The following is a 26,399-nucleotide window of genomic DNA, read 5'->3' on the forward strand; positions in this document are numbered from 1 at the left end:
TTCCAAACCGCTCTGAAAAATCCTAGATCAGAGCGATGTCGAAGCGAATCGCCGGTCCAGAGATCGAACGCCTGATCCAGCTCCTGRCCAAGGTGCCAGGGCTCGGACCGCGTTCGGCAAGGCGCGCGGCCCTCCATCTCATCAAGAAGAAAGAGCAACTGCTTCAGCCGCTCGCCGCCGCCATGGGCGAGGCGGTCGACAAGGTGCGCATCTGCTCGACCTGCGGCAATGTCGACACCTCCGATCCCTGCATGATCTGCACCGACCCGCGCCGCGATGCCAGCACGCTGATCGTCGTCGAGGACGTCTCCGATCTCTGGGCGCTGGAGCGCGCCGCCGCCATGAACGTGCGCTATCACGTGCTCGGCGGCACACTGTCGCCGCTCGACGGCATCGGCCCCGACCAGCTCAATATCCGCTCGCTGGTCGACCGTATTGCCTCCGGCGAGGTGAAGGAGGTCATCCTCGCCGTCAACGCCACCGTCGAGGGCCAGACCACGGCGCATTACCTGACCGACCAGTTGTCTGGTTTCGACGTCAAGGTGACAAGGCTGGCGCATGGCGTGCCGGTCGGTGGCGAACTCGACTATCTCGACGAAGGCACGCTGGCCGCCGCGCTGCGGTCGAGGACGGTGTTTTGAGGGGATTGGGGAGGGGATCGGTGACAGGCGGATTTCCTGGAAGCATTGCACTCCGTCCCACCCCCCTCTGTCCTRCCRGACATCTCCCCCGCAAGGGGGGAGATTGGCAGCTTCATCGACAGCACTCCAACGTTGGCGATTGGCGAAAGCCAAGGCGACATCTGATCTCCCCCCTTACGGGGGAGATGTCCGGCAGGACAGAGGGGGGTGCGAAGGAGCGCTACCTTCGCGTATTCGCGATTGTTTTCTTCCTCGCCGCTCTGGTCGTCTCGTTCACCATCCCCGCCTCCGCCGCGCCGATCGACGACCAGTTCCAGGCCTGGCTGCAAAACGATCTCTGGCCCGAGGCCAAGGCCAAGGGCATCTCCAGGAAGACCTTCGACGCCGCCTTCATCGGCGTGAAGCCGAACCTGAAATTGCCGGACCTTGTCATGCCCGGCGCGAAGCCGACGACGCCCGAGAAGCAGCTTCAGGCGGAGTTCGGCCCGCCCGGCGCCTATTTCGCCGAAAAGACCGTCCGCCCTGTCACCGCCGGAGGGCGGACACGCGAGAGCGCCAACGCCCGTGTGCTGGGGCTGATCGAGAAGCGCTACGGCGTGCCGGGCGAGGTGGTCCTGGCGATCTGGGGCCGCGAGACCGGCTTCGGCGCGGCCAAGATGCCCTACGATGCCTTCGAGGTGCTGGGCACCAAGGCGTTCATGTCGACCAAGAAGGATTTCTTCCGCACCGAGGTGCTGGCGGCGCTCGAGATCGTCGAGCGCGGACTGGCGCCGGTCAACGCCATGAAGTCGTCCTGGGCCGGTGCGCTCGGCCAGYCGCAATTCATGCCGACATCCTTCCTCAAGCACGCCGTGGATTTCGACGGCGACGGGCGGCCCGACATCTGGAATTCGACACCGGATGTGCTGGCCTCCATCGCCAACTATCTCGTCCACTACGGCTGGGTGAGGGGGCGAGGCTGGGGCTTTGAAGTGAGGGTACCGGCAAGCGTCTCCTGCTCCCTCGAGGGTCCAGACCAGGGCAAGAAAATCGCTGACTGGGCGGCGATGGGCATCAGGCGCGTCGACGGTAAGGCGTTCCCGGCAAGCGAATTGAAGGCCGAGAGCTTCCTGCTGATGCCGGCCGGACGCAGCGGCCCGGCCTTCATCGTCACGCCGAACTTCTACGTGCTGAAGGAATACAACACCAGCGACCTCTATGCGCTGTTCATCGGCCATGCCGCCGACCGCATCGCCAGGGGCGATGCAACCTTTGCCGGCGCCTGGGGCCCGGTGGGCGATCTCCACCGGTCCGATATCGCCGCACTTCAGCGGGCGCTGGAGGCAAAGGGCTACGATGTCGGCAGCGCCGACGGTCTGCCCGGGTTCAAGACACGCCGCTCCATTGGGGTCTGGCAGGCGAAGAACGGCAAGACCGCGACCTGCTTTCCCGATTCAGGGCTGGTCGCGCAGCTGAAATAGACGGCATTTGAAGGTCACGAACTCCGGCAGATTTTTCCCGATCGGTGGCTTCGTTTAGCCGGCGCATGGGTCGACTCATCGCGGCTCCCGCTGGTCCAATACACTGTCTTGGAAAATGCGCGCTGCCGGCTCCGGCGCTGCTAATAAGGTGTTGACCAAATGGACAAAAACCACGACGGTAAGTGGTCCAGGCCGCTGTAGGCTTCGAGAAGAACAATGCAGCCCTGAGCCGGGAACTCAGGTCAACAAAACAGGGAACGATCACCATGATGCTCGAAAGGTTTGCTCTTCGCTCTCGCGGCTTGCTCGCGGGTGTGGCGATGTCCGCGCTGCTCGCGACGCCCGCTTTTGCGGTCTCGCCTCCAGACACGCTGGTCGAAGGATTCGCGATCGACGATATCATATCGATGGATCCGGGCGAGGCGTTCGAGCTGTCGACCGCCGAGGTCACCGGCAACACCTATGATCTCCTGGTTCGCCTCGACCTCAGCGACACCTCCAAGGTGAAGGGCGATCTCGCCGAGAGCTGGACCGTTTCCGACGATGGCCTGACCTACACCTTCAAGCTCAAGCCCGGCATGAAATTCGCGTCGGGCAATCCGATCACCGCGGCCGACGTTGCCTACTCCTTCGAGCGCGCCGTCAAGCTCGACAAGAGCCCGGCCTTCATCATCGAGCAGCTGGGCATCAGCGGCGACAACGTCACCGAAAAGGCCAAGGCGGTCGACGACACCACCTTCCAGTTCGTCGTCGACAAGCCCTATGCGCCGAGCTTCGTGCTGAACTGCCTGTCGGCAACCGTCGCTTCGGTCGTCGACAGCAAGCTGGTCAAGGAACATGTCGCGGCCGTCAAGCCGAGCGCGGACTACAAATGGGACAACGACTTCGGCAATGGCTGGCTGAAGACCGGCTACGCCGGCTCCGGCCCCTACAAGCTGCGTGAATGGCGCGCCAACGAAGCCGTCGTCCTGGAGCGCAACGACAACTACAATGGCGAGAAGGCCAAGCTTGCCCGCGTCATCTACCGAAACATGAAGGAAAGCTCGGCGCAGCGCCTTGCGCTCGAGGCCGGCGACATCGACGTCGCCCGCAACCTCGAGCCGAACGACCTCGACGCCATCGCCAAGAAGGCCGATCTCACCACCACCAGCGCGCCGAAGGGCACGGTCTACTACATCAGCCTCAACCAGAAGAACGCGAACCTCGCCAAGCCGGAAGTGCGGCAGGCTTTCAAATATTTGATCGACTATGACGCGATGGCCTCGACCATCCTCAAGGGCATCGGCGAGATTCATCAGTCCTTCTTGCCGAAGGGCGATCTCGGTGCGGTCGATGAAAATCCGTTCAAGCTCGACGTCGCCAAGGCCAAGGAATTGCTCGCCAAGGCCGGCCTTCCGGATGGCTTCAAGGTGACCATGGACGTGCGCAGCGGCCAGCCGACCACCGGCATGGCGGAATCGATCCAGCAGACGCTGGGCCAGGCCGGCATCAAGCTGGAGATCATCCCGGGCGACGGCAAGCAGACGCTGACCAAATACCGCGCCCGCAACCACGACATCTATATCGGCCAGTGGGGCCAGGACTATTTCGATCCGAATTCCAATGCCCAGACTTTCGCCAGCAACCCCGACAATTCGGACGCCGGCAAGACCAAGACGCTGGCCTGGCGCAACGCCTGGGATATTCCGGACCTGACCAAGGAAACCGAGGCGGCGCTGCTGGAGAAGGATTCGGCCAAGCGTGCCGACATGTACAAGGACCTGCAGCAGAAGATCCTCGACACCAGCCCCTTCGTCATCATCCACCAGCAGCTGGAAGTGGCCGGCCTGCGCAAGAACCTCAAGGGCTTCGCGCTCGGCCCGAGCTTCGACACCAACTTCGTCTCGGCGGTTTCCAAGGAATAGCCTCCTCGGACATCGCGCGTGAGCATAGCTGAAAACCAGGCGGCGGCAGGGCGCGGCAGCGCCCGTGCCGTCGCGATTTTATCGTCGATCGGCCGTTTCCTGGTCATCGCGGTGACGACCTATCTCGGTCTTCTCGCGGTGACCTTCTTCATCGGCCGCGTCATCCCGATCGATCCGGTGCTGGCGGTGCTCGGCGACCGGGCTCCGGTAGCGGTGGTCGAGCGCACACGCCGCGAAATGGGCCTCGATCTGCCGCTGATCCAGCAGTTCTACATCTATGTGAAAAGTGCGCTGAACGGCGACTTCGGCACCTCGGTGCTGACCACCAATCCGGTGATGTCCGACATCCGCCGCGTCTTCCCGGCGACCATCGAACTGGCGACGCTGGGCACGCTGATCGGCGCCGTCATCGGCGTTCCGCTCGGCGTTCTGGCTGCGGTCCGCCGCGGCAGCTTCATCGACCAGATTGTCCGCATCATCGGCCTGATCGGCTATTCCGTACCGATCTTCTGGCTGGGACTTCTCGGCCTCGTCCTGTTCTATGCCAAGCTGCAATGGGTCGCTTTTCCGGCGCGGCTCGATGTCGTCTATGAATACACCTTCACGCCGATCACCGGCTTCTTTCTGCTCGATGCGGCGATGCAGGGCCAGTGGGACGTCTTCTACGACGCCTGGCGCCACATCATCCTGCCGGCCTCGCTGCTCGGCTATTTCTCGCTCGCCTATATCAGCCGCATGACGCGGTCCTTCATGCTGAACGAGCTGGCGCAGGAGTATATCGTTGCCGCCCGCGCCAAGGGCCTGTCGGAAAGGCGCATCATCTGGGGTCATGCGCTGCGCAACGCCGCAGTGCCGATGGTGACGGTGATCGCGCTTTCCTATGCCAGCCTGCTGGAAGGTTCCGTCCTGACCGAGACCGTCTTCTCCTGGCCGGGCATCGGTCTCTACATCACCAATTCGCTCCAGAATGCCGATATGAACGCCGTGCTCGGCGGCACCATCATCATCGGCTCGGTGTTCATCGCCATCAACCTTCTGTCCGACCTGCTCTACCGGCTGCTCGATCCAAGGACCAAGGCACGATGAGCGCGGAAACGATCCAATCCCGCCGCGAATGGCTGCTCAGCGAGCGGCCGGCCTCGCGCCTGCAGGCAAGGCTCGGCCGCGCCTATGTCGCTTGGCGGCGCTTTTCAGCCAACCGGCTGGCTTTCRTCGGCCTGCTGATTATCATCGCGCTGCTCGTCGTCGCCGCCCTTGCCGATGTGCTGGCGCCWTACTCGCCGACGGTCGGCGACCTCAAKAATGYCCGCCTGCTTGCCCCCGGCGCCGCGCATTGGTTCGGCACCGACGACCTTGGCCGCGACATCTATTCGCGCATCATCTACGGCTCGCGCTGGACGCTCTATGTGGTGATCCTCGTTGCGGTCATTGCCGCTCCGATCGGCCTTCTGGTTGGTACGGTGGCCGGCTATGCCGGCGGGTGGACGGATGCGATCCTGATGCGCATCACCGACATCTTCCTTGCCTTCCCGAAGCTGGTGCTGGCGCTGGCCTTCGTTGCGGCACTCGGGCCCGGCATCGAGAACGCGGTATTGGCGATAGCCATCACCTCCTGGCCGCCTTACGCGCGCATCGCCCGCGCCGAGACGCTGACGGTGCGCAATTCCGATTACATCAAGGCGGTGCAGTTGATGGGCGCTTCGCCTTTCCGCATCGTGCTGCGCCACATCATGCCGCTCTGCATTTCCTCGCTGATCATTCGCGTGACGCTCGACATGGCCGGCATCATCTTGACCGCCGCAGGCCTCGGCTTCCTCGGCCTCGGCGCGCAGCCGCCGCTGCCCGAATGGGGTGCGATGATCGCGTCCGGCCGCCGCTTCATCCTCGACCAGTGGTGGGTGGCCGCCGCACCAGGTGCTGCCATACTCATCGTCAGCCTCGGCTTCAACCTGCTCGGCGACGGATTGCGCGACGCGCTCGATCCTCGGAGTGGCGATCAATGAGCAGCGATCAATGAGTGGCGACCAATGACCGRCAATCGAGATACGCAGCGACAGGGCGCGCTGCTCGAAGTCGACGACCTGCGCGTCACCTTCCCGACCCGCACCGGGGTCGTGCAGGCGRTGCGCGGCGTGTCGTTTTCTCTTGGCCGCGAACGGCTGGGCATTGTCGGCGAGAGCGGTTCCGGCAAGTCCCAGACCGGCCGCGCCATCATGGGCCTGACCCCGCCGCAAGCCGAGGTGTCGGCGAAAAAGCTGAGCTTCGACGGCATCGACCTGCTGTCCATACCGCCTGGCCAGCGTCGCGCGCTGCGTGGAAATCGCATCGCCATGATCCTGCAGGATCCGAAATATTCGCTCGATCCGGTGATGACCATCGGCCGCCAGATCGTCGAGACGCTGCGCACGCATGAGAAGGTCGGAAAGGCGGAAGCCCGCGAGCGCGCGCTGGAGATGCTCCGCGCGGTGCAGATCCGCGACCCGGCCCGCGTCTTCGACCTTCACCCGCACGAGGTCTCCGGCGGCATGGGCCAGCGCGCCATGATCGCCATGAWGCTGATCGCCGGGCCCGAACTGATGATCGCCGACGAACCGACCTCGGCGCTCGACGTCACCGTGCAGCTCGATGTGCTCAACATCCTCGACAAGCTGGTCGCCGAGCGCGGCATGGGCCTGATCTTCATTTCGCACGATCTGCGCCTGGTGTCGTCCTTCTGCGACCGCGTCGTCGTCATGTATGCCGGCAAGGTGRTCGAGCAGCTTAAGGCGTCCGAACTGCGCGATGCCCAGCATCCCTACACGCGCGGCCTGCTCAACTGCATGCCGAGGATCGGTTTCGAGCGCCATCCGCTACCGGTTCTCGACCGCAAGCCGGAGTGGGCGGCATGACGGCGGCGCTATCCGTTGAAGGGCTGGAAGTGGTCTTCGACCGTTTTCGCGCATTGAAGGGCGTGAACCTCGAAGTCAGGGAAGGCGAATCCTACGGGTTGGTCGGCGAAAGCGGATCCGGCAAGTCGACGCTGCTCAGGGCAATCACCGGCCTGGCGCCCGCCGCCGGCGGCACCATCACCGTCAACGGCAAGACGCTTGGCAAAACCCGCGACAAAGCCTTTTACCGCGACGTGCAGATGGTCTTTCAGGACCCTTACGGCTCGCTGCATCCACGCCAGACCGTCGACCGGCTGCTGCAGGAGCCGCTCGCCATCCACGACATTGCCGACGGCGAGAAGCGCATCGAGCGCGCGCTGGACGAGGTCGGCCTCGGCAAGGGCTTCCGCTTCCGCTACGCGCACCAGCTGTCCGGCGGTCAGCGCCAGCGCGTGGCGATAGCTCGCGCGCTGATCCTCGAACCGTCGATTCTGCTGCTCGATGAGCCGACCTCGGCGCTCGACGCCTCGGTGCAGGCGGAGGTACTGAACCTTCTCGAAGAGGTGAGGCGGCGGCGCAAGCTCACCTTCCTGATGGTCAGCCACGACCTCGCTATCATCACCCATATGTGCGAGCGCCTGATGGTGATGCAGAACGGCGAGGCGGTAGAGACGCTGACCGCGAGCCAGCTGATCGGCCATCGCGTCAGCGAGGATTATACCCGCAACCTGCTCAGGGCGAGCGAGGGGTTTGTGAGGGTTTAGTACGAYGTCCGAAACGCGCAGCGCACACCGGCAGAGAAGGACTTCGTCGATCGGCAGGCCCAATCGACTGGGCCATGGTGCCAACTTGAGGAAAACGTGAAATAAGGCGAGAAGGGTTCCATCAAACGGAACGGGCCCAGTCTCCATGAGCGATGGCCCGATGAGGGATGAGATGAAGAATTCAGCCATTTCCGAACGCAAGAACCAGTCGATCTCGCGCGGCGTCGGCATGACCACGCAGATCTACGCCGATCGCGCTGAGAATTCGGAAATCTGGGACGTCGAGGGCCGTCGCTACATCGACTTCTCGTCCGGCATCGCCGTGGTCAACACCGGCCACCGCCATCCGAAGGTGATCGAGGCGGTCAAGGCGCAGCTCGACCGCTTCACCCACACCTGCCATCAGGTCGTGCCCTATGAGAGCTATGTGCGGCTGGCCGAGCGGCTGAACGGCATGCTGCCGGGCAAGTTCGACAAGAAGACGATCTTCGTCACCACCGGCGCCGAGGCTGTCGAGAACGCCATCAAGATCGCGCGCAACGCCACGGGCCGCCAGGCAGTCATCGCCTTCTCCGGCGGCTTCCACGGCCGCACCTTCATGGGCATGGCGCTGACCGGCAAGGTCGTGCCTTACAAGGTCGGCTTCGGCGCCATGCCGGCCGACGTCTTCCATGCGCCGTTCCCGGTCGCGCTGCACGGTGTGTCCGTCGAGGATTCGCTTGCCGCGCTCGACAAGCTGTTCAAGGCCGATGTCGATCCGGCCCGTGTTGCCGCCATCATCGTCGAGCCGGTGYAGGGCGAGGGCGGCTTCTACGAGGCGCCGCGCGATTTCATGGCAGCACTTCGTAAGATCTGCGACCAGCACGGCATACTGCTCGTCGCCGATGAAGTGCAGACCGGCTTTGCCCGCACCGGCAAGATGTTCGCCATGGAGYATCATGACGTGGCGCCCGACATCACCACCATGGCCAAGAGCCTCGCAGGCGGCTTCCCGCTCTCGGCCGTCACCGGCCGCGCCGAAATCATGGACGCGCCCGGTCCCGGCGGGCTAGGCGGCACCTATGGCGGCAGCCCGATCGGTGTCGCTGCGGCCCATGCCGTGCTCGACGTCATCGATGAGGAAAAGCTCTGCGACCGCGCCAATGCGCTGGGCGCCAGGCTGAAGCAGCGGCTGGTGTCGATCCGTGAGGACGTGCCGGAGATCGTCGACATCCGCGGCCCGGGTTTCATGAACGCCGTCGAGTTCAACGATGTGAAGAAGGGCCTGCCGTCGGCGGAATTTGCGAACGCGGTAAGGCTGAAGGCGCTGGACAAGGGCCTCATCCTGCTCACCTGCGGCGTCTACGGCAACGTTGTCCGCTTCCTGTCGCCGATCACCATCCAGGACGGTGTGATGACCGAGGCGCTGGATATCCTGGAGAGCTCGATCCGCGAGGCGCGGGCCGCCTGATTTTGTTTGGAATTAAAACAAATTGGCGTGCGCCGCGATGGAAGCCAAGGCAAAGCGTTGGGTCTCAACGGCCTCGGTTGGCGCCGCCCCTCATTGCCTGCCGGGCATTTCTCCCCGTATGGTGACGGGGAGAAAGACGCTGCCGCAAATGGTTTCGCCAATCRCCAACGCCGCAGGATTGAACGCCGAGATCGCCACTAGTTCCCTTCTCCCCGTCACTATACGGGGAGAAGGTGCCGGCAGGCGGATGAGGGGCGGCGCGGCGTTTCAGATTAAAGCTGTCGCCAAAACATCGCGGTGCCTGACACCATGCGCGCCTTTTAACCAGCCGCCCTCGCAGGCTCCACATCCTGGAAAGCGGCAAGCGCTGCCTTCAACGCGTCCGGCCCGGCTGCCACGGTGTGAGGCGCGGGTGAGAAGCCGGCGCCGAGCATCTTGCGGCCGAGCATGTGGTCGGCCGGGCGGTTGACCGATTCGATGCCGAGCAGCCGGTTCCCGGCATAGTGATAGATCGAGAATTTGCTGTCCGCCGGCTCACCGAGCACGACATGGCTGTCGCCGCCTTGTGTCAGGCCGACCATCTGCAGCTTCATGTCGCCGATATCCGACCAGAACCACGGCACCGCGGAATAGGATTCCGTGTGGCCGAGGATGGTACGCGCGGCGAGCCGCGCCTGGTCGGTTGCGTTCTGCACCGACTCCAGCCGCACGTCGGCGCCGGTGAACCAGTGCCGGTAGGAGGCGGCATCGCCAATGGCGAGGATCTCGCGGATCGAACTCTGCATCTGCTGGTCGACCCGGATGCYGTTGCCGATCGCTAGGCCGGCGGCTTCCGCCAACTCGACATTGGGCACCACGCCTATGCCGATGATGAACATCTGCGCCGGCAGGCGTTCGCCGCTCGAGGTGATCGCGGCCGTGACGCGGCCGCCTTCGCCGTCGAGCCTGACGATGGTGGTGCCGGTGAGCACGCGCACGCCCATCGCCTCCAGGCGCTGGCGCACATGGGCTGCGATCACGGGCGCCACGGCGCGGCCGAGTAGCCGGTCGAGAGCCTCGACGACCGTGACGTTGCGGCCTGCGACCCTGAGCGTCGCCGCGATCTCCAGGCCGATGAAGCCGCCGCCGAGGATGACGACATCCTCGCTCTTGGCGCTGAGTTCGCGGATCAGCCGCGCGTCGGCCAGCGAGCGCAGCGACACCACGCCGGCGAGTTCCGAGCCGTCGAGCTTGGGAAGACGCGGCCGCGAGYCGGTCGCGAGCACCAGCCGGTCGAAAGCGAGCGTACCGCCGCCCGCGAGGTCGAGCCTGCGGGCGCCGGGAACGATGCTGTCGACGCGAACGCCCRGCCGGTAGTCGATGGCGCTGCCGGAATAGAAGGCCTCGCCGCGCAAGGGCTGCGGCTTGGCCCCGRCATCCTTGATGAAGGTCTTGGACAGCGGCGGCTTGTGATAGGGCAGTTCGTTCTCGTCGCCGATCAGGATGACGGGTCCRTCATAGCCTTCCTCGCGCAGGCTCGCGGCCGCCTGCACGCCGGCATGGCCAGCACCGACAATCACCACCCCGTTCTTCATCGCAGTCCTATTTTTTCCTTTGAAATCTAGGATCTTCCGGCAGGTGGCGATTGTCTGCCGCCGCCGCAAGAGCCTGTGTCCGGGTCGCACCCAGAATGGCTGCCTGTCAACCGGGACGTTCGGCCGGTCATCGGCATAAAGTTGACAATTGTAGTTTAGAATAATTCTAAACTGTTGTTTCAATTGAATTTTCTCTGTCGAGCCAGTTGACTTCCAGCCTCTTCGCCGCTTTATGGAGGGCTGCGCTTCTAGCGCGTTTCCTTTGATGTCTGGGCCTTGAACCCTTTCGATTGGAGGCATTGCCGGTGTCTTTTTTTGATTGGCCGCGCCATGGCGCGGCACCTTGCCTTTCCGATCATCTGTGCTTGCGCTGGCGCCGCGCACCGGCGGCCGCACGCCTATGTCATTGAATTTCTGAGGAGATGGATTTGATGAAAGCGATAATCACGCCACGAATTATTGCGCCACGTTGGGGCGGCCGGCTTGCCGCGATCGGTGCCACCGCAGCGCTGACGGCCGCCGTATTCGTGCTGCCGGCGAAGGCCGAAACCGACGCGAAGGCGGTGATCAAGACCTATGCCGACATCGCGCTGGCCAAATATGAGGATTCGCTGACCACCGCGCAGGCGCTGGACCAGGCCGTCGACGCGCTCATCGCCAAGCCTTCGGTTGAGACCCTGAATGYCGCGCGCGAGGCCTGGAAGGCGGCGCGCGTCCCTTACCAGCAGACCGAGGTCTACCGCTTCGGCAACAAGATCGTCGACGACTGGGAAGGCCGGTTGAATTCCTGGCCGCTGGATGAGGGTCTGATCGACTATGTCGCCAAGAGCTATGGCACGGAGTCGGACGAGAATTCGCTTTATACGGCGAATGTCATCGCCAACAAGCAGATCGAGATTAACGGCAAGAAGGTTGACGCCTCGAAGCTGACGCCCGAATTCCTCTCCGGCACGCTGCAGGAAGCCGGTGGCGTCGAGGCCAATGTGGCGACCGGCTATCATGCCATCGAATTCCTGCTCTGGGGCCAGGATCTGCACGGCACCGGCCCCGGCGCCGGCGAGCGGCCCTACACCGACTACGATCTCAAAAACTGCACCGGCGGCAATTGCGACCGCCGCGCCGAATATCTGAAGTCGGCAAGCGACCTGCTGGTCTCCGACCTCCAGGAGATGGTCAACAACTGGAAGGAGGACGGCGCGGCACGCAAGAACCTCGTCGATGGCGAGCCGAATGCCGGCATCTCCACCATCCTCACCGGCATGGGCTCGCTCTCCTATGGYGAGTTGGCCGGCGAGCGCATGAAGCTCGGCCTGTTGCTGCACGACCCGGAGGAGGAGCATGATTGCTTCTCCGACAACACCTACAACTCGCATCTCTATGACGCGGTCGGCATCCGCGCTGCCTACCACGCCAGCTATACGCGTCTCGACGGCTCGGTGGTTTCCGGCCCGTCGGTCTCCGACATGGTGAAGGCTGCCGATCCGGCGATCGACAAGGAACTGTCCGACAAGCTCGACGTGACGGTCGCCAAGATGGAAGCGATCAAGGCGCGCGCGCTTGCAGGCGAGGCCTATGACCAGCAGATCGCCGAGGGCAACGCGGAAGGCAACGCCACGGTGCAGGCGGCGATCGATGCGCTGATCGATCAGACAAAGTCGATCGAACGCGCCGTTGGCTCGCTCAAGCTCAACGCCATCGCCTTCGAGGGTTCCGACAGCCTCGACGCGCCGGACAAAGTCTTCAAGTAGGCCAAGGTTTTCAAGCAAGCCTGATCCCAAAAGTGGGTGCCGATTTTTCGACAAGATCGTGCACGATTGAGAACCAGCCAAACGGCGCCGGAGCGGCGCCGTCAGCCAGAGCAAGTAGATGCTGATCTGCCATTGCAACATCATCACGGAAAAGGAGATCGAGCAGACGATCATCGGTCTGCTGGATGAAGATCCCTGGCAGCTTATTGTGCCGGCCAAGGTCTATCACGCCATGCACAAGCGAGGCCGCTGTTGCGGCTGCTTTCCAAATGTGGTGGAAACGATCATTCGGGTCACCGAGAACTACCACGCCCGTTCAGAGGGAAACGGCGCGGACATTGTTTCACACCTGGACCGCGTAAGAGGCTTGCGGGTCCAATATGGGAGCAGATTCCATGAAAGGCGAACCGCAGATCATCGAGCGGCTTAATGAGGCCCTGTTTCTGGAACTCGGAGCCGTCAATCAGTACTGGGTCCACTATCGTGTGCTCGAGGACTGGGGCTACACCAGGCTGGCCAAGAAGGAGCGGGCGGAATCGATCGAGGAAATGCATCATGCCGACCGGCTGGTGGCGCGCATTATTTTCCTCGAAGGGCATCCGAATCTGCAATCCGTCGCGCCCCTGCGCATCGGCCAGAACGTGAAGGAAGTGCTCGAATCCGATCTCGCCGGCGAATACGACGCGCGCACATCCTACAAGCGCTCGCGCGAGATCTGCCATGAGGCGGGCGACTACGTGTCGATGAAACTGTTCGAGGACCTGCTGGCCGACGAGGAAGGCCACATCGACTTCCTCGAGACGCAGCTCGACCTGCTCGCCTCGATCGGCGAGGAAAAATACGGCCAGCTCAACGCCGACTCGGCCAACGAGGCGGAGTAAGGACATGCGGGAATGCGGCGCCCCGTAGACGTCTTGCGCCGCGCGCGGCGGGCCAGCGATGGTGGCCTGCCGCTTCCGAAGAGCCTGCGATACCGGAATTGTCGCGGGGCTTCGCTTTTGCTGGCAATCACGCTTTCAACTTCGGCTATGGCCGGCGAGTCGCATCTTGYGGGCCTCGCCGGCAATCGCACCGATCTGTCGCCGAAGGACCAGGTGCGGGTCCTTGCCGTCACCCGGCCGACCACGGATTTTTCCAGGCCAGAGAAGTTTGAGCTGATGCAGGGCGGCGCCGGCACGTCCAGGAAGGACATCAACCGCGATGCCTTCTCGCAATCCTCCGCCAACATCACTTTCGAGGAAGAGGCGACCTTCAAGCTCGGCAATGCGCTTTTCCGCAAGAACTGGGTGTCGTCGCCGTCTTCGACGCAGGCGTCCGACGGGCTCGGACCGCTGTTCAACGAACGCGCCTGCCAGAACTGCCACCTGAAGGACGGTCGCGGCAGGCCGCCGGAAGGCGGCGCCGGCTCGACCTCCATGTTCCTGCGGCTGGCGCGCGACGCAAGCAACGCGGAGGAAGAGGCCGCGCTCGCGGAGCATAAAGCGCTGAATTTCCCCGATCCGGTCTATGGCTCGCAATTGCAGGATCTTGCGGTTCCGGGCCTCAGGGGCGAAGGCCGGATGCGCGTCGACTATTCGCAAGTGACCGTGACGCTCGGCGACGGTACCGTCGTTTCGCTGGGCAAGCCGAGCTATTCGGTCGAGGATCTCGCCTACGGCCCGCTCGATCCGCGCACCACGCTCTCGCCGCGCCTGACGCCGCCGATGATCGGCCTTGGCCTGATCGAGCAGATTGCCCCTGCCGATATCCTCGCCCATGCCGATCCGGACGATCGCGATGGCGACGGCATTTCCGGCAGGCCCAATCTTGTTAGTGATCCGCTGACCGGCGAACTGAGGCTCGGTCGTTTCGGCTGGAAGGCGCAGGCCGCATCGATCCGCCAGCAGGCCGCCGATGCCTTTGCAGGCGACATCGGCATCTCGACGCCGGAAGCGCCGAAGCATTGGGGGGACTGCACCGAGGCGCAGAAGGATTGCCTTGCCCTGCCGAACGGCGTGCAGGAGCGCCTCGGCACCGCGGAAGCGCCGCCCCCGGTCATGGACCTGGTCACCTTCTATTCGCAGAACCTGGCGGTTCCGGCTCGGCGCGATCTCGACACGCCGCAAGTGCTTGCCGGCAAGAAACAGTTCTACGAGATGGGCTGCATTTCCTGTCACTCGCCGAAATTCGTCACCATGCGCGGCACCCCCAACAAGGCGCGGGCCTTCCAACTGATCTGGCCCTATTCCGATTTCCTGCTGCACGACATGGGCGAGGGACTTGCCGACGGGCAGCGTGTGGGCGAGGCCAGCGGCAGCGAATGGCGCACGCCGCCGCTCTGGGGCATAGGCCTCACCGGCACCGTCAACGGCAACATGTTTTATCTGCATGATGGGCGCGCGCGAACGCTTGCCGAAGCAATCCTCTGGCATGGCGGCGAGGGCCAGAAGGCGCGCGACCGCTTTGCCGACGCCGCCGCGGCCGATCGTGATGCGCTCATCAAATTCCTGGAGTCGCTCTGATGTTTAACCGAATGGCAGCYGCGCTTGCTCTCCCATTGTTTCTGGCCGCCGTTTCGCCTGCATCGGCCGTGGTCAAAGCCTCCTATGTCATCGAACACGCGATCGACGATTTCGTCCGCCCGGCCTATGCCAGCCTTAGCGATCGCGCCGCGAGCCTGACCAAGGCGATGCGCCAGCTTTGCGATGCCCCATCCCAGCAGAATCTGGATGCGGCGCGTGYGGGCTTTTCCGCCACGGTCGAGGCCTGGTCGGTGGCCGAGGTCATCGCCTTCGGTCCGATTAAGGAGAACAATCGGCTGGAGCGCATGCTCTACTGGCCGGACCGCAAGAGCATCGGTTTGAGGCAGGTGCAGGCGACGCTCGCGGCGAAGGACCCGTCTGCCGCCGATCCTGCGCAGCTGGCAGGCAAGAGCGTCGCCATGCAGGGGCTGGGCGCGCTCGAATATGTGCTGTTCGGCGAACACGCCGAAACGCTTGCCGGCAAGGACGAATCCTATCGCTGCGCCTATGGCGCGGCGGTGGCCGGCAACATTCAGACGATCGCCGGCGAKGTCCGCGACGCCTGGAGCGACAAGCCGGGCAGCTTTGCGGYGCTCTGGGCCAATCCRGGGCCGAAGAACCCGCTCTATCGCAACGGCACCGAAGCGGTGACGGAACTGGTTGGCGCTCTCATCAACGAGCTGGAAATGGTCCGCGATGTGCGGCTCAAGGGCTTCCTCGGCGCGAAGCCGGACGCGGACAAGCCGAACCAGGCGATCTACTGGCGCTCGCAGAATACGACGACGTCGCTGGCCGGGAACCTGTCGGGCATCGACCAGCTGTTCCAGGCCTCGAAGCTTGGCGATGCRCTGCCTCGCGATGCCCGGTGGATGGCCGACTCCATTCACATCCAACTCTCCAACGGCGTGGCGACGGCGAAGTCCGTCAAAGGCCCGATCGACAAGGCGCTCGGCGATCCGGCGCTGCGCGAAAAGCTCGATCACTTTGCGCTGTTAACCTCGAGTCTTTCGAATCTGGTCGGCACCAGGATGACCACCGAGTTCGGCCTCACCGCCGGCTTTTCGTCGCTGGACGGGGATTGATGCCGTGAGGACCGCGCTCATCGATCGCCGCGATTTCCTGAGGGCCGCCGGCGCGAGCTTCGCCGCCGCGATCGCGCCGCGCGCCTGGGCCGACGCGCTTGCCGCGGACGCTGTCTTTGCCACCGCCTTCGTCAAGCGGGACGGCAGCTTCGGCGCCGCCGTGCTCTCCGAGGCCGGTAAGATCCTGCACACTGTCGATCTGCCCGACCGAGGTCATGACGTCACCTTCGATCCGGTGTCGAAGCGCTCGGTCGTCTTTGCCCGGCAACCCGGCACGTTCGCGGTTGTCTTCGACCATGGCGGCCGCATGCCGCCATTGACCATCGCCAGCGCCGCCGGACGGCATTTCTTCGGCCATGGCGTTTTTTCGCCGGACGGCGCGCTGCTCTATGCCACCGAGAACGATTTCGACAAAGCCGCGGGCGTCGTCGGCGTCTATGACGCCCGCGCCAGTTTCAACCGCATCGGCGAGTTCTCGACCTACGGCATGGGTCCGCACGAACTGCTGCTGCTCGGCGACGGCAGGACGCTCGCCATTGCCAATGGCGGCATCGAGACGCATCCCGATTTCGGCCGCGCCGAATTGAACATCGCGACGATGAGGCCGTCCTATACGCTGGTCGACCGCATCACCGGCGATCTGATCGAAAAGCACGAATTGGCACCGGCGCTGCACCAGCTGTCGATCCGCCACATGGACCGTGACCAGGCAGGCACGGTCTGGTTCGGCTGTCAGTATCGCGGGCCGGCAACCGACCGCCCGGCGCTGGTCGGTCGCGCCGCGCGCGGCAAGGACCTTGAGCTGCTGGAGATGCCGCAGGACGTGCTCTCCGGTTTCCGCAACTATATCGGCTCGGTCGCCGCCAATCCCGCAGCCGGCACGGTCGCCGTAACTTCGCCCGAGGGAAACTCGCTGGCGGTCATCGACACTGCCAGCCGGCGCGTTGTCGCGAGCCGGTCGCTTGTCGAAGTTTGCGGCCTGGCGCCGGATGCCGGCGGCTTCATGGCGACGACCGGCGCCGGCGAGATTGTCGGCGGTGCCGGCACCGCGCGTTCCGAGCCTGACTATGTCTGGGACAACCACATGCTGCGCATCGCGGCTTCGGCATGATCGCCAGGGCTTTGCCATTGGCCTTGCGGCAAAGCAAAGCCGCATAACATTTATGCGATGTGGCCCTTGCGGTGGCCAGCCATGCCGGGCACAGAAAATGCGTTCGTTAACCGACTGCATGAAGCTGCCCGTATGAAGCTGCTCGCCATCGACTGCGCCGCCAATCTCTGTGCCGCCTGCGTCTATGACGCGGGCGCAGGCATCGAGCTTGGCCGCCAGGTGCTCGACCTCGGCAAGGGCCATGCCGAGCACCTGATGGCCGTCATCGAGGCAGCCTTGAAGGCGGGCGGGATCGAATATCGCGATCTCGATGCCGTCGCCGTCTCGATCGGGCCTGGTTCCTTCACCGGCCTGCGCGTCGGCGTCTCGACAGCACGCGGCCTGGCGCTGGCCCTGAAGATTCCGGGCATAGGCGTGACGACCCTGGAGGCGCTGGCGGCGGAGGCCGCAAATGCCTTTCCCGGCCGCTCCGTGCTTGCCGCGCTGGATGCCGGCCGCGACGAGCTCCATGCGGCCTTTTTCGACGAAGCGTTAGGATTGACTTACGGACCGGCGGTCGTCACGCCTTCCGAGGCGACCGAAATGGCGGTCAAGGCGTCCGCGGTTCTTGCGGGCACCGCCGCGCCGCAGATTGCCGCGGCGGCCGGAGATAGCTTCGATGTCGGCCCGATCGCCGCGACAGCCGATATCGCCACCTATGCAAGGCTGGCCGCCGTCAAGGGGCCGGGCGAAAGGCCGAAGCCGCTTTATCTGCGCGCCGCCGACGCCAAGCCGCAGGCCGGGTTCATTTTRCCAAGACAAGAACACGATCGCCCGGTGGGGGACGCAGGGAGAAAAGAATCCTGATGCGCATACCTTTCTTTCGGCCGCGCCGCAGGGACTATGCGCTGGAGCCGCTGACCGTCGCCGACAGCGCCGCCGTGTCGATGCTGCATCGCGAGGATTTCGTCCGCCCCTGGACCGATGGCGAGTTCGCGACGCTTCTCGAACAGGACACCGTATTCGGCTACGCGGCGCGCGAGACCGGGCAGGGAGCAAAACCACCTGTCGGATTCGTGCTGGCGCGGCTGGCGGCCGGCGAGGGCGAGATCCTCACGGTTGCGGTTGCCCGCGCGCATCGCCGCCAAGGTCTCGGCTGGCAATTGATGGACGCGGTGCTGCGCGAATTGCATGCGCAGCGCGCCGAGGCACTCTTCCTCGAGGTCGACGAGACCAACGCGCCGGCGATCGCGCTCTACCGCAGGCTCGGCTTCCGCCAGGTCGGCCAGCGCCCGAACTATTACAGATCGACCGAGCACGGCCCGACCGGCGCGCTTGTCATGCGTCGCGATCTTCGCTAGCCAGTCGGCCGGGACAGGGCCTGCGCGCTGATGATCAAAAAACTGAGGGTTTTCCTGGCGCTCGGCCTTGTCGTCCTAGGCTCGGTTGTGCTGGTGCCGCTGCAGATACTCTCGATGAAGACCGGGCTTTGGCCGGAGACGGTCGTCCTCAGGATCTGGCACAGCATGGTCCTGAAGGCGCTCGGCATGCGCGTGCACGTCAAGGGCGCGCTCGTCAGGGAGCGCCCATTGCTGGTCGCGGCCAACCACATTTCCTGGACCGACATCATGGTGCTCGGCTCGGTGGTCGATGTGAAGTTCATTGCCAGGGCCGACATGGAAGGCTGGCCGCTGATCGGCATGCTGTCAAAGCTGCAGCGCACCGTCTTCATCGAGCGTGAGCGCAAGCGCACCTCCGGCGACCAGGCGAGCGAGATCGCCAGGCGCATGGCCAAGGGCGACGCGATGGTGCTGTTTGCCGAGGGCTCGACAGGCGACGGCAACCTGGTGCTGCCGTTCAAGAGCACGCTTTTTGGCGCGGCCACCATGGCGATAGCGGAAGGGGCGGCAGAACAGGTGTTCATCCAGCCGGTGGCGATCGCCTACACGCGGGTGCATGGCGTGCCGATGGGCCGCCGCCATCGGCCGATCRCCGCCTGGATCGGCGACCAGGATCTGATGCCGCATCTGAAGGTCCTGCTTGCCGAAGGCGCGGTCGACGCCGAGGTGCATTTCGGCGATCCGGTGCCGTTTTCCAAAGGCTCGAGCCGCAAGGAGACGGCAAGATTGATGGAAGCCAAGGTCCGCGAGATGATGCAGGCCACGCTCGCCGATCCGCGTCCCAGTCGTCAGCGCATAGCCTGAAACCGCACGCGCGGCGCTGCAGGCCGCCAGAATCGTCTGTTTTTTGTCACGGAAAGGCGTTAGAAGCCGCCCGATGGAATTGAACACGATTGAAAGTCACGACGTCGGCGCGGCGCCCGAGCGCGAGCCGGTGCCTGCGGCAGCGGCGAAGAAGGTCTTCGTCAAGACTTACGGCTGCCAGATGAATGTTTACGATTCCCAGCGCATGACCGATGCGCTGGCCGCCGACGGCTATGTCGCTACCGACGCGGTCGAAGACGCCGATCTGGTGCTGCTCAACACCTGCCATATCCGTGAGAAGGCTGCCGAAAAGGTCTATTCCGAGCTCGGCCGCATCCGCGACATGAAGGCCGAGCGCGCGCAAAGCGGGCGCGAGCTGCTGATCGGCGTCGCCGGTTGCGTGGCACAGGCCGAGGGCGCCGAGATCATCCGCCGCGCGCCTGCCGTCGATCTCGTAATCGGCCCCCAGACCTATCATCGTCTGCCCGACGTGCTGGCGAAGGTCCGCGGCGGCGAGAAGATCGTCGAGACCGACTATGCCATCGAGGACAAGTTCGAGCACCTGCCGCAGCCGAAGCGCGCCGAAGTCGCAAAGCGCGGCGTCACCGCTTTCCTCACGGTGCAGGAAGGCTGCGACAAGTTCTGCACCTTCTGCGTCGTGCCCTATACGCGCGGTTCGGAAGTCTCGCGGCCGGTGGCGCAGATCGTCGCCGAGGCCGAACGCCTGGCGGACGCCGGCGTTCGCGAGGTGACGCTGCTCGGCCAGAACGTCAACGCCTGGCACGGCGAGGGCGAGAGCGGTAAGGAATGGGGTCTCGGCCGCCTGCTCTTCCGCCTGGCGGAGATCCCCGGACTGGCGCGGCTGCGCTACACGACCAGCCATCCGCGCGACATGGATGACGAATTGATTGCCGCGCACCGTGACCTGCCGGCACTGATGCCCTATCTGCATTTGCCTGTGCAGTCTGGCTCCGACCGGGTACTGAAGGCAATGAACCRCAGGCACACGGCACGCGACTATCTGAACCTCATCGATCGCATGCGCGCCGCGCGGAGCGATATCGCCATGTCCGGCGATTTTATCGTCGCCTTCCCCGGCGAGACGGAAGAGGATTTCGAGGCGACGCTGAAGCTGGTGCGCGACGTGAACTACGCCTCGGCCTTCTCGTTCAAATACTCGCCTCGCCCCGGCACGCCGGGCGCCGACATGGACGGCCATGTATCCGAGGCGGTGAAGGACGAGCGGCTGCAGCGATTGCAGGCGCTGATCAACGAGCAGCAGAAGGATTTCATCACCAGCCTGGTCGGCTGCACGGTCAGCACACTGATCGAGAAGCCCGGCCGCCATGCCGGCCAGATCGTTGGCCGTTCGCCTTGGCTGCAGCCGGTTATTGTTGACGACAAGGCCGGTGGAATCGGTGACATTATCGAGGTACGAATCACGAATACAGGCCCCAACAGCCTGTTCGCCGAACTGGCCTGACGATCTCGGCAGATGAGGAGAGACGGTTGAGCGCTGCTGAACTGAAGAACCCGCCCCAGAACCAGGCTTCCGGGGCCTCCGACATGGCGCACATCGTACTGACCTTCGACAACAACAAGCTTGCCAGCGCCCTTTACGGCCAGTTCGACGAGAACCTGGCCCGGCTCGAGCAGAAGCTCGGCGTCGACATCCGCTCGCGCGGCAACCAACTCGCGATCAAAGGCTCGGCCTCGGCGGCCGAGCAGGCGCGTCGTGCGCTCGACACTCTCTACGGCATTCTCCAGAAGGGCGCCGAGATCGGCCAGTCCGACGTCGACGGCGCCGTGCGCATGGCGATCGCCGCCGACGACCAGCTGACGCTGCCGACGATGGAGCGAAAGGGCAAGGTCTCGGCCGCGCAGATCGCGACGCGCAAGCGCACCATTTATGCCCGCTCGCTCAACCAGGACGCCTATATGCGCGCGCTGGAGCGCTCCGAAATGGTCTTCGGCATCGGCCCGGCCGGCACCGGCAAGACCTATCTGGCGGTGGCGCACGCGGCGATGCTCTTGGAGCGCGGCATGGTCGAGCGCATCGTGCTGTCGCGTCCGGCCGTTGAGGCCGGTGAGCGCCTGGGCTTCCTGCCCGGCGACATGAAGGAGAAGGTCGATCCGTATCTGCGGCCCCTCTACGACGCGCTCTACGACATGATGCCGGCCGACAAGGTCGAGCGGGCGATCGCCGCCGAGGTGATCGAGATCGCGCCGCTCGCCTTCATGCGCGGCCGCACGCTGGCGCATGCGGCGGTGATCCTCGATGAGGCGCAGAACACCACGCCGATGCAGATGAAGATRTTCCTCACCCGTCTCGGCGAGAATTCGCGCATGATCGTGACCGGCGATCCGAGCCAGATCGACCTGCCGCCCAACACCAAGTCGGGCCTGGTCGAAGCGCTGCGCATCCTCGACGGCGTGCCGGGCATCGTCACGGTCCGCTTCAACGAAGGCRACGTGGTGCGGCATCCGCTGGTCGCCGAGATCGTCAAGGCCTATGACCGCGACGGGAAGCTCGCCAGGGGTCTCGGCGCCGAGAGCTAGAGCATGATCCCGAACCGAAGGACCGCGCTAGCGAAAAGCGTGCGGCGGCTTCTGCTTCGCTGACCTCCGGTTCGGGAAAATCGTGCTCAAACAAAAAGATAGACCCCATGGCTGAAAATCCGCGATCCAGCGACGAGACGCCGATCGACGTCGATATTTTCGTCGAGGCCGGCGATTGGCCGGCGGAAGCCGAGCTGACACGTCTCGTCGATCGGGCGGTCGCGGTCGCCTTTGCCGAGACCGGGTCGAAGGGCGCCTCGGAACTCAGCATCGTTTTTTCCGACGATGCCCATATCCGCGCCCTCAATGCCGAATGGCGCGGCAAGGACAAGCCGACCAACGTCTTGTCTTTCCCGGCTTTTTCCGTCCCGAAGGGCGGCAAGCTGCCGCCGATGCTCGGCGACATCGTGCTGGCCTCCGAGACGGTCGCGCGCGAGGCCGCTCTGGAAGACAAGCCGCTGGAGAACCATATCACCCATCTCGTCATTCATGGCCTGCTGCATCTTCTGGGCCATGATCACGAGACCGACGCCGAGGCCGAGGAGATGGAGGCGATCGAGCGCGCCGCGCTTGCGAGGCTTGCCATTCCCGATCCCTACGCGTAACAAAAAAGACCAATTGACCTGATGGCGATGAACGACAAACCAGAACCTGCCGCCCGTCCGGACGCCGGCGGTGTGGCCAAGCCTTCCGAAAAAACGGAAGAGGGCTCCAGTCCGAGTATTCCGACCGGCAGCACGGGCACCGAGCCCTCGCATGCCGGTCCTTCGCTCTTCGATCGCGTGCTCGGCCTGTTTAGGCACCGCAACGGCACCAACCTGCGCGAGGAGATCGCCGACGCGCTGGCCGAGACGACCAGCGACGTCGAATCCTTCTCGCCCGGCGAAYGCGCCATGCTCAACAACATCCTGCGGCTGCGCGAGGTGCGTGTCGAGGACGTCATGGTGCCGCGTGCCGACATAGAAGCGGTCGAGATCACCACCAAGCTCGGCGATCTGCTGGGCCTCTTCGAGCAATCCGGCCATTCCCGTATGCCGGTTTATTCCGAGACGCTCGACGACCCGCGCGRCATGGTCCACATCCGCGACGTTCTTGCCCACATTACCAAGGTCGCCCGCGTCAAGCGGGGACGCACGAGCAGGAAGGCGCAGACGCCGCCCGCTCTCGATCTCGCCCAGGTCGATCTCGCGCGCACGATCGGCGATCTCGACCTGATCCGCCCGGTGCTGTTCGTGCCGCCTTCCATGCTTGCTTCGGACCTGATGGGGCGCATGCAGACGACGCGCACCCAGATGGCGCTCGTCATCGACGAATATGGCGGCACCGACGGCCTCGCCTCGCTGGAGGACATCGTCGAGATGGTGGTCGGCGACATCGAGGATGAGCACGATGACGACGAGCCGATGATCACCCAGGCCGGCGACGGCGTGTTCGTGGTCGACGGCAAGGCCGAGATCGACGAGGTCRCCAAGATGATCGGCGAGGATTTCGCCGCCGGCGAGCATGGCGAATATGTCGACACAATCGGCGGCATGATCTTCAACACGCTTGGCCGCGTCCCGGCTCGCGGCGAAGTCGTCCAGGCCATTCCTGGCTTCGAATTCCACGTCCTCGATGCCGACCCGCGCCGCGTCAAGCGCGTGCGCATCGTGCAGAGCCCGAAGGGCGAACGGCAGCGCCGCCGCGCTGCGCGCACCGAGCAGGCCTGATACGTCTCGCATGCCGGTCGACGATCCGTTCAAGCACGCCGTCATCGGGTCCGGCGTCTTCTATCGCGATCCGCGAGCGGCTTTGGCCTGGCTGCAGGCGGCCTTCGGCTTCGAGCCGAGCATGGTGGTGAGCGATGCGGACGGCCGTCTCGTCCATGYCGAAATGCGGTTCGGCGAAGGCTACATCATCGTCGATTCCGAATGGGCCGGGCACATTGCCAGTCCGGCCTCGGTCGGCGGGAAGAACACCCAGTCGATCTATATCCGCCTGAAGGACGACATCGACGCGCATTGCGAAAAGGCGCGCGCCGCAGGGGCTGAAATCATCGAGGAACCTGCCGATCATTTCTACGGCGAACGGCAATACCGGGCACGCGATCCCGAAGGCCATATATGGACCTTCACCCAGACCTTGCGTGTAGTGCCGCGCGAGGAGGCCGAGCGGCTGAGCGGCCTCAGCATCGAAGGGTGGCACCGCTGATGCATGTCGCCCAAAAGTGCGCAGCGGTTTTGGGAGAGCGACATGCATCAAAACAAAGACTTAAAGCGCGTCGTCTGAATACGTTTCAGCGCGACTCGCTTTAGAAAGGCGTCCCTCAAATCACCGTCATTTGGAACACGCGGCGCAGCCTGTTAAATCTCTGGCTGCCTGATTCGCGCGACTTGGGAAGCTATATGAAGCGCTTTGYCGGCCGGATTATTCTGCTGTGGGGATGGCGGCGGGCGCTGGTGGCGTTTGTCGCTGGAGCGCTCGCGGTGCTTGCCCAGGCGCCCTACGATTTTTTTGCCGTCTGCTTCGTCTCCTTTCCGGTGCTTGTCWGGCTGCTCGACGGCGCCACGGGGRAAGCCTCGGACGGCTGGCTACGCCGCCTGCGGCCGGCCTTTTCCATCGGCTGGTGGTTCGGCTTCGGTTATTTCCTTGCCGGCCTGTGGTGGATCGGGCAGGCGCTTCTGGTCGAGGCCGACAGCTTCGCCTGGGCCTTGCCGTTCGCCGTGGTCGGCATCCCCTTCGCGCTCGCCTTCTTCTACGGCTTCGCGACGGTTGTGGCGCGGCTTTTCTGGACCAGCGATATCGGCCGCATCGCGGCACTCGCCTTCGGCTTCGGCCTCGCCGAATGGCTGCGTGACTTTCTCTTCACTGGCTTTCCGTGGAATGCCGTCGGCTATGCCGCGATGCCGGTGCCGATCCTGATGCAGAGCGTGTCGGTGACCGGCATGATCGGCATGAACGCGCTCGCCGTCTTTGTCTTTTCGCTCCCCGCGCTTATTGCCGCCCGCCGGCATCTGAGGCTTGGCCTTGCCCTGTTTGTTATCCTTGCCGCCGCCCATGTCGGCTTCGGCTATTTCAGGCTCGCAAGGCCGGCTGAGCCCGCCACCCGCTCGATCGACGTTCGCATCGTCCAGCCTGCCGTCGATCTCAGCGAGAAATGGGATGCCTCGGTCCGCGACCGCATCTTCGCCACGCTGATGGGAATATCGGGAAAGGCGCCGGACGAGGGCCATGCCAAGCCGCAGCTGATCCTGTGGCCGGAAACCTCCGTGCCGTTCCTGTTCACGGAGCGTCCGGACGCGCTCACGGCGCTGGGCGACATGCTGAGCGACGGCCAGATGTTGATCGCCGGCGTCRTGCGCGAGGAGGGCGGCGCGGCCAATGCCGGCAGCCGCTATTACAATTCCGTCGTGGCGATCAACGACAAGGGCGAGATCGTCGATGCCGTCGACAAGGTGCATCTGGTGCCGTTCGGCGAGTATCTGCCTTTTGCCGGTCTGTTCGAGCGCTTCGGCATAGGCCAACTGGTCGCCGGGCCGATGAACTTCGCCGCCGGCAACGATCGGCACCYGATCGCGGTGCCGAACGGCCTCAGTGCGGTGCCTTTCATCTGCTACGAGGTCATCTTTCCTGACCTTGTGGCGGTTGACGTTGCGTCATCCGAGCTTATTGTCAATGTTACGARCGATGCGTGGTTTGGCGACACGCCAGGTCCGTACCAGCATTTCAGGCAAGCGCAGATTCGCGCAGTGGAGAACGGATTGCCTGTGTTGCGTGCGGCCAACAACGGTATCTCCGCCGTTGTCGATTCACGCGGGCGCATTGTCGATGCTTTGGCGGTCGACGCGCGCGGCGCCATAGATGCGCATGTGCCGGTTTCCGGGCACGCTCTGCTGTCCGCCCATCAGCGGCGCATTAACGGATTGCTGATCATGTTGCTGTTCGCCCTGATGGCCTTAACATTGAATGTAAGGCAGCGGCTACGGGCGAATTGACAGTCGGCACATTAGAAACTCATACTGTAACGCCTAAAATTTTCTCGAAGTCGGCTGGAGGGGACTGTTGGGGCAGGTGGCTCCGGCTTCGTTTGGGCAAGAAAAAATAGAAAAAGCCGGAAAAATTCGGCGAGGAAAAAATGACAGAAGAGAACAAGAAGAAGCCGAATCCGATCGACATTCATGTCGGCAGTCGTATCCGGCTGCGCCGAAATATGCTTGGAATGAGCCAGGAAAAGCTGGGTGAAAATCTCGGCATCACGTTTCAACAGATCCAGAAGTACGAAAAGGGGACGAACAGGGTCGGCGCCAGCCGCCTGCAGGCGATCGCCTCGATCCTGAGCGTTCCCGTCGCCTTCTTCTTCGAAGATGYCCCAGGTCAGGAGGCCGGGGCCAGCAATCGCGGATTCGCCGAAGATGCCTCGATGGCGTTCGCCATCGAATTTTGCGGCAGCCCCGAGGGGCTTCAGCTCAATCGCGCCTTCGTCAAGATTCCCGACGTCAAGGTGCGGCGCAGGATCATTGACCTCGTGAAATCGCTGTCTCCGGACGATGCCGAGTAGTCACAGGCCCATGCCCCC

25 protein-coding genes are annotated in these 26,399 nt (G+C 64.0%); 24 read left to right on the forward strand and 1 reads right to left on the reverse strand.

Annotated features, from left to right (window positions below; translation table 11 throughout):
• The first annotated feature begins 35 nt into the window (after nucleotides 1–35).
• The 8 genes from recR (at nucleotide 36) to ORS3428_RS29435 (ending at nucleotide 9,086) form a co-directional block, all read left to right on the forward strand.
• Nucleotides 36–641, forward strand: a complete 606-nt coding sequence (gene recR / locus ORS3428_RS29400) for a recombination mediator RecR (protein WP_071101774.1) — start codon at nucleotides 36–38, stop codon at nucleotides 639–641.
• A gap of 185 nt (nucleotides 642–826) precedes the next feature.
• Nucleotides 827–2,101, forward strand: a complete 1,275-nt coding sequence (locus ORS3428_RS29405; protein ID WP_071101775.1) for a lytic murein transglycosylase — start codon at nucleotides 827–829, stop codon at nucleotides 2,099–2,101.
• A 266-nt stretch (nucleotides 2,102–2,367) separates the two neighbouring features.
• Nucleotides 2,368–4,005 (forward strand): ABC transporter substrate-binding protein, encoded by a 1,638-nt coding sequence (locus ORS3428_RS29410; RefSeq protein ID WP_071101946.1) that lies wholly within the window; start codon nucleotides 2,368–2,370, stop codon nucleotides 4,003–4,005.
• A gap of 18 nt (nucleotides 4,006–4,023) precedes the next feature.
• Complete coding sequence (locus ORS3428_RS29415) at nucleotides 4,024–5,091, forward strand: ABC transporter permease (protein ID WP_071101776.1); 1,068 nt, start codon at nucleotides 4,024–4,026, stop codon at nucleotides 5,089–5,091.
• A complete protein-coding gene (nikC, locus tag ORS3428_RS29420; RefSeq protein ID WP_071101777.1) occupies nucleotides 5,088–6,008 on the forward strand; it encodes a nickel transporter permease in 921 nt (306 codons plus the stop codon). The genes ORS3428_RS29415 and nikC overlap by 4 nt, the downstream gene beginning before the upstream one ends.
• A 24-nt stretch (nucleotides 6,009–6,032) precedes the next feature.
• Complete coding sequence (locus tag ORS3428_RS29425) at nucleotides 6,033–6,893, forward strand: ABC transporter ATP-binding protein (RefSeq protein WP_071101778.1); 861 nt, start codon at nucleotides 6,033–6,035, stop codon at nucleotides 6,891–6,893.
• A complete protein-coding gene (locus ORS3428_RS29430) occupies nucleotides 6,890–7,636 on the forward strand; it encodes an ABC transporter ATP-binding protein (protein ID WP_071101947.1) in 747 nt (248 codons plus the stop codon). The genes ORS3428_RS29425 and ORS3428_RS29430 overlap by 4 nt, the downstream gene beginning before the upstream one ends.
• A gap of 172 nt (nucleotides 7,637–7,808) precedes the next feature.
• A complete protein-coding gene (locus ORS3428_RS29435; RefSeq protein WP_071101948.1) occupies nucleotides 7,809–9,086 on the forward strand; it encodes a 4-aminobutyrate--2-oxoglutarate transaminase in 1,278 nt (425 codons plus the stop codon).
• Between the two features lie 320 nt (nucleotides 9,087–9,406).
• Here the strand turns inward: ORS3428_RS29435 and ORS3428_RS29440 are convergent, their stop codons facing one another.
• Nucleotides 9,407–10,660 (reverse strand): NAD(P)/FAD-dependent oxidoreductase, encoded by a 1,254-nt coding sequence (locus ORS3428_RS29440; RefSeq protein WP_071101779.1) that lies wholly within the window; start codon nucleotides 10,658–10,660, stop codon nucleotides 9,407–9,409.
• A gap of 431 nt (nucleotides 10,661–11,091) precedes the next feature.
• Here ORS3428_RS29440 and ORS3428_RS29445 point away from each other — a divergent pair, with 431 nt between their 5' ends.
• The 16 genes from ORS3428_RS29445 (at nucleotide 11,092) to ORS3428_RS29520 (ending at nucleotide 26,381) form a co-directional block, all read left to right on the forward strand.
• Complete coding sequence (locus ORS3428_RS29445) at nucleotides 11,092–12,408, forward strand: imelysin family protein (protein WP_083355357.1); 1,317 nt, start codon at nucleotides 11,092–11,094, stop codon at nucleotides 12,406–12,408.
• Nucleotides 12,409–12,526: 118 nt separating this feature from the next.
• Nucleotides 12,527–12,838: a (2Fe-2S)-binding protein gene (locus tag ORS3428_RS32000; RefSeq protein ID WP_083355353.1), complete on the forward strand. Its 312-nt coding sequence runs from the start codon at nucleotides 12,527–12,529 to the stop codon at nucleotides 12,836–12,838.
• Nucleotides 12,804–13,289: a bacterioferritin gene (bfr, locus tag ORS3428_RS29455; RefSeq protein ID WP_071101781.1), complete on the forward strand. Its 486-nt coding sequence runs from the start codon at nucleotides 12,804–12,806 to the stop codon at nucleotides 13,287–13,289. Before ORS3428_RS32000 ends, bfr begins: the two co-directional genes overlap by 35 nt.
• A 12-nt stretch (nucleotides 13,290–13,301) precedes the next feature.
• Complete coding sequence (locus tag ORS3428_RS29460; RefSeq protein WP_071101782.1) at nucleotides 13,302–14,909, forward strand: di-heme oxidoreductase family protein; 1,608 nt, start codon at nucleotides 13,302–13,304, stop codon at nucleotides 14,907–14,909.
• On the forward strand, nucleotides 14,909–15,991 hold the full coding sequence (locus ORS3428_RS29465) for an imelysin family protein (protein WP_071101783.1): 1,083 nt from the start codon (nucleotides 14,909–14,911) through the stop codon (nucleotides 15,989–15,991). The genes ORS3428_RS29460 and ORS3428_RS29465 overlap by 1 nt, the downstream gene beginning before the upstream one ends.
• A gap of 4 nt (nucleotides 15,992–15,995) precedes the next feature.
• Nucleotides 15,996–17,102 (forward strand): DUF1513 domain-containing protein, encoded by a 1,107-nt coding sequence (locus ORS3428_RS29470; RefSeq protein ID WP_071101784.1) that lies wholly within the window; start codon nucleotides 15,996–15,998, stop codon nucleotides 17,100–17,102.
• 132 nt (nucleotides 17,103–17,234) lie between these two features.
• Nucleotides 17,235–17,948, forward strand: coding sequence for a tRNA (adenosine(37)-N6)-threonylcarbamoyltransferase complex dimerization subunit type 1 TsaB (gene tsaB / locus ORS3428_RS29475; RefSeq protein WP_071101785.1), 714 nt, complete (start codon nucleotides 17,235–17,237; stop codon nucleotides 17,946–17,948).
• The gene (gene rimI / locus ORS3428_RS29480; protein WP_071101786.1) at nucleotides 17,948–18,442 is read left to right on the forward strand and encodes a ribosomal protein S18-alanine N-acetyltransferase; all 495 of its coding nucleotides are present in this window, start codon (nucleotides 17,948–17,950) and stop codon (nucleotides 18,440–18,442) included. Before tsaB ends, rimI begins: the two co-directional genes overlap by 1 nt.
• 30 nt (nucleotides 18,443–18,472) lie before the next feature.
• Complete coding sequence (locus tag ORS3428_RS29485; protein WP_071101787.1) at nucleotides 18,473–19,285, forward strand: lysophospholipid acyltransferase family protein; 813 nt, start codon at nucleotides 18,473–18,475, stop codon at nucleotides 19,283–19,285.
• A 73-nt stretch (nucleotides 19,286–19,358) separates the two neighbouring features.
• Nucleotides 19,359–20,768: a tRNA (N6-isopentenyl adenosine(37)-C2)-methylthiotransferase MiaB gene (miaB, locus tag ORS3428_RS29490; RefSeq protein ID WP_071101788.1), complete on the forward strand. Its 1,410-nt coding sequence runs from the start codon at nucleotides 19,359–19,361 to the stop codon at nucleotides 20,766–20,768.
• Nucleotides 20,769–20,851: 83 nt separating this feature from the next.
• Complete coding sequence (locus ORS3428_RS29495) at nucleotides 20,852–21,844, forward strand: PhoH family protein (protein ID WP_244508149.1); 993 nt, start codon at nucleotides 20,852–20,854, stop codon at nucleotides 21,842–21,844.
• 107 nt (nucleotides 21,845–21,951) lie between these two features.
• Nucleotides 21,952–22,449 carry an rRNA maturation RNase YbeY gene (gene ybeY / locus ORS3428_RS29500; RefSeq protein ID WP_071101790.1) on the forward strand — a complete coding sequence of 166 codons (498 nt, stop codon included), beginning with the start codon at nucleotides 21,952–21,954 and terminating at the stop codon, nucleotides 22,447–22,449.
• Nucleotides 22,450–22,476: 27 nt separating this feature from the next.
• Nucleotides 22,477–23,553, forward strand: a complete 1,077-nt coding sequence (locus ORS3428_RS29505; RefSeq protein WP_071101950.1) for a hemolysin family protein — start codon at nucleotides 22,477–22,479, stop codon at nucleotides 23,551–23,553.
• A 10-nt stretch (nucleotides 23,554–23,563) separates the two neighbouring features.
• Nucleotides 23,564–24,034, forward strand: coding sequence for a VOC family protein (locus ORS3428_RS29510; RefSeq protein WP_071101791.1), 471 nt, complete (start codon nucleotides 23,564–23,566; stop codon nucleotides 24,032–24,034).
• Nucleotides 24,035–24,228: 194 nt separating this feature from the next.
• Nucleotides 24,229–25,818, forward strand: coding sequence for an apolipoprotein N-acyltransferase (gene lnt, locus ORS3428_RS29515; RefSeq protein ID WP_071101792.1), 1,590 nt, complete (start codon nucleotides 24,229–24,231; stop codon nucleotides 25,816–25,818).
• Between the two features lie 140 nt (nucleotides 25,819–25,958).
• Nucleotides 25,959–26,381 (forward strand): helix-turn-helix domain-containing protein, encoded by a 423-nt coding sequence (locus ORS3428_RS29520; RefSeq protein ID WP_071101793.1) that lies wholly within the window; start codon nucleotides 25,959–25,961, stop codon nucleotides 26,379–26,381.
• The last annotated feature ends 18 nt before the right edge of the window (nucleotides 26,382–26,399 follow it).

This window comes from Mesorhizobium sp. ORS 3428 (assembly GCF_001854785.1).
Lineage (GTDB): Bacteria > Pseudomonadota > Alphaproteobacteria > Rhizobiales > Rhizobiaceae > Mesorhizobium.

Excerpts from the sequence above, each read along its gene's own strand:
- bfr (WP_071101781.1), top strand. The coding sequence starts at position 12,804 with ATGAAAGGCGAACCGCAGATCATCGAGCGGCTTAATGAGGCCCTGTTT.
- ybeY (WP_071101790.1), top strand. The coding sequence starts at position 21,952 with ATGGCTGAAAATCCGCGATCCAGCGACGAGACGCCGATCGACGTCGAT.
- ORS3428_RS29410 (WP_071101946.1), top strand. The coding sequence starts at position 2,368 with ATGATGCTCGAAAGGTTTGCTCTTCGCTCTCGCGGCTTGCTCGCGGGT.
- rimI (WP_071101786.1), top strand. The coding sequence starts at position 17,948 with ATGCGCATACCTTTCTTTCGGCCGCGCCGCAGGGACTATGCGCTGGAG.
- ORS3428_RS32000 (WP_083355353.1), top strand. The coding sequence starts at position 12,527 with ATGCTGATCTGCCATTGCAACATCATCACGGAAAAGGAGATCGAGCAG.
- ORS3428_RS29430 (WP_071101947.1), top strand. The coding sequence starts at position 6,890 with ATGACGGCGGCGCTATCCGTTGAAGGGCTGGAAGTGGTCTTCGACCGT.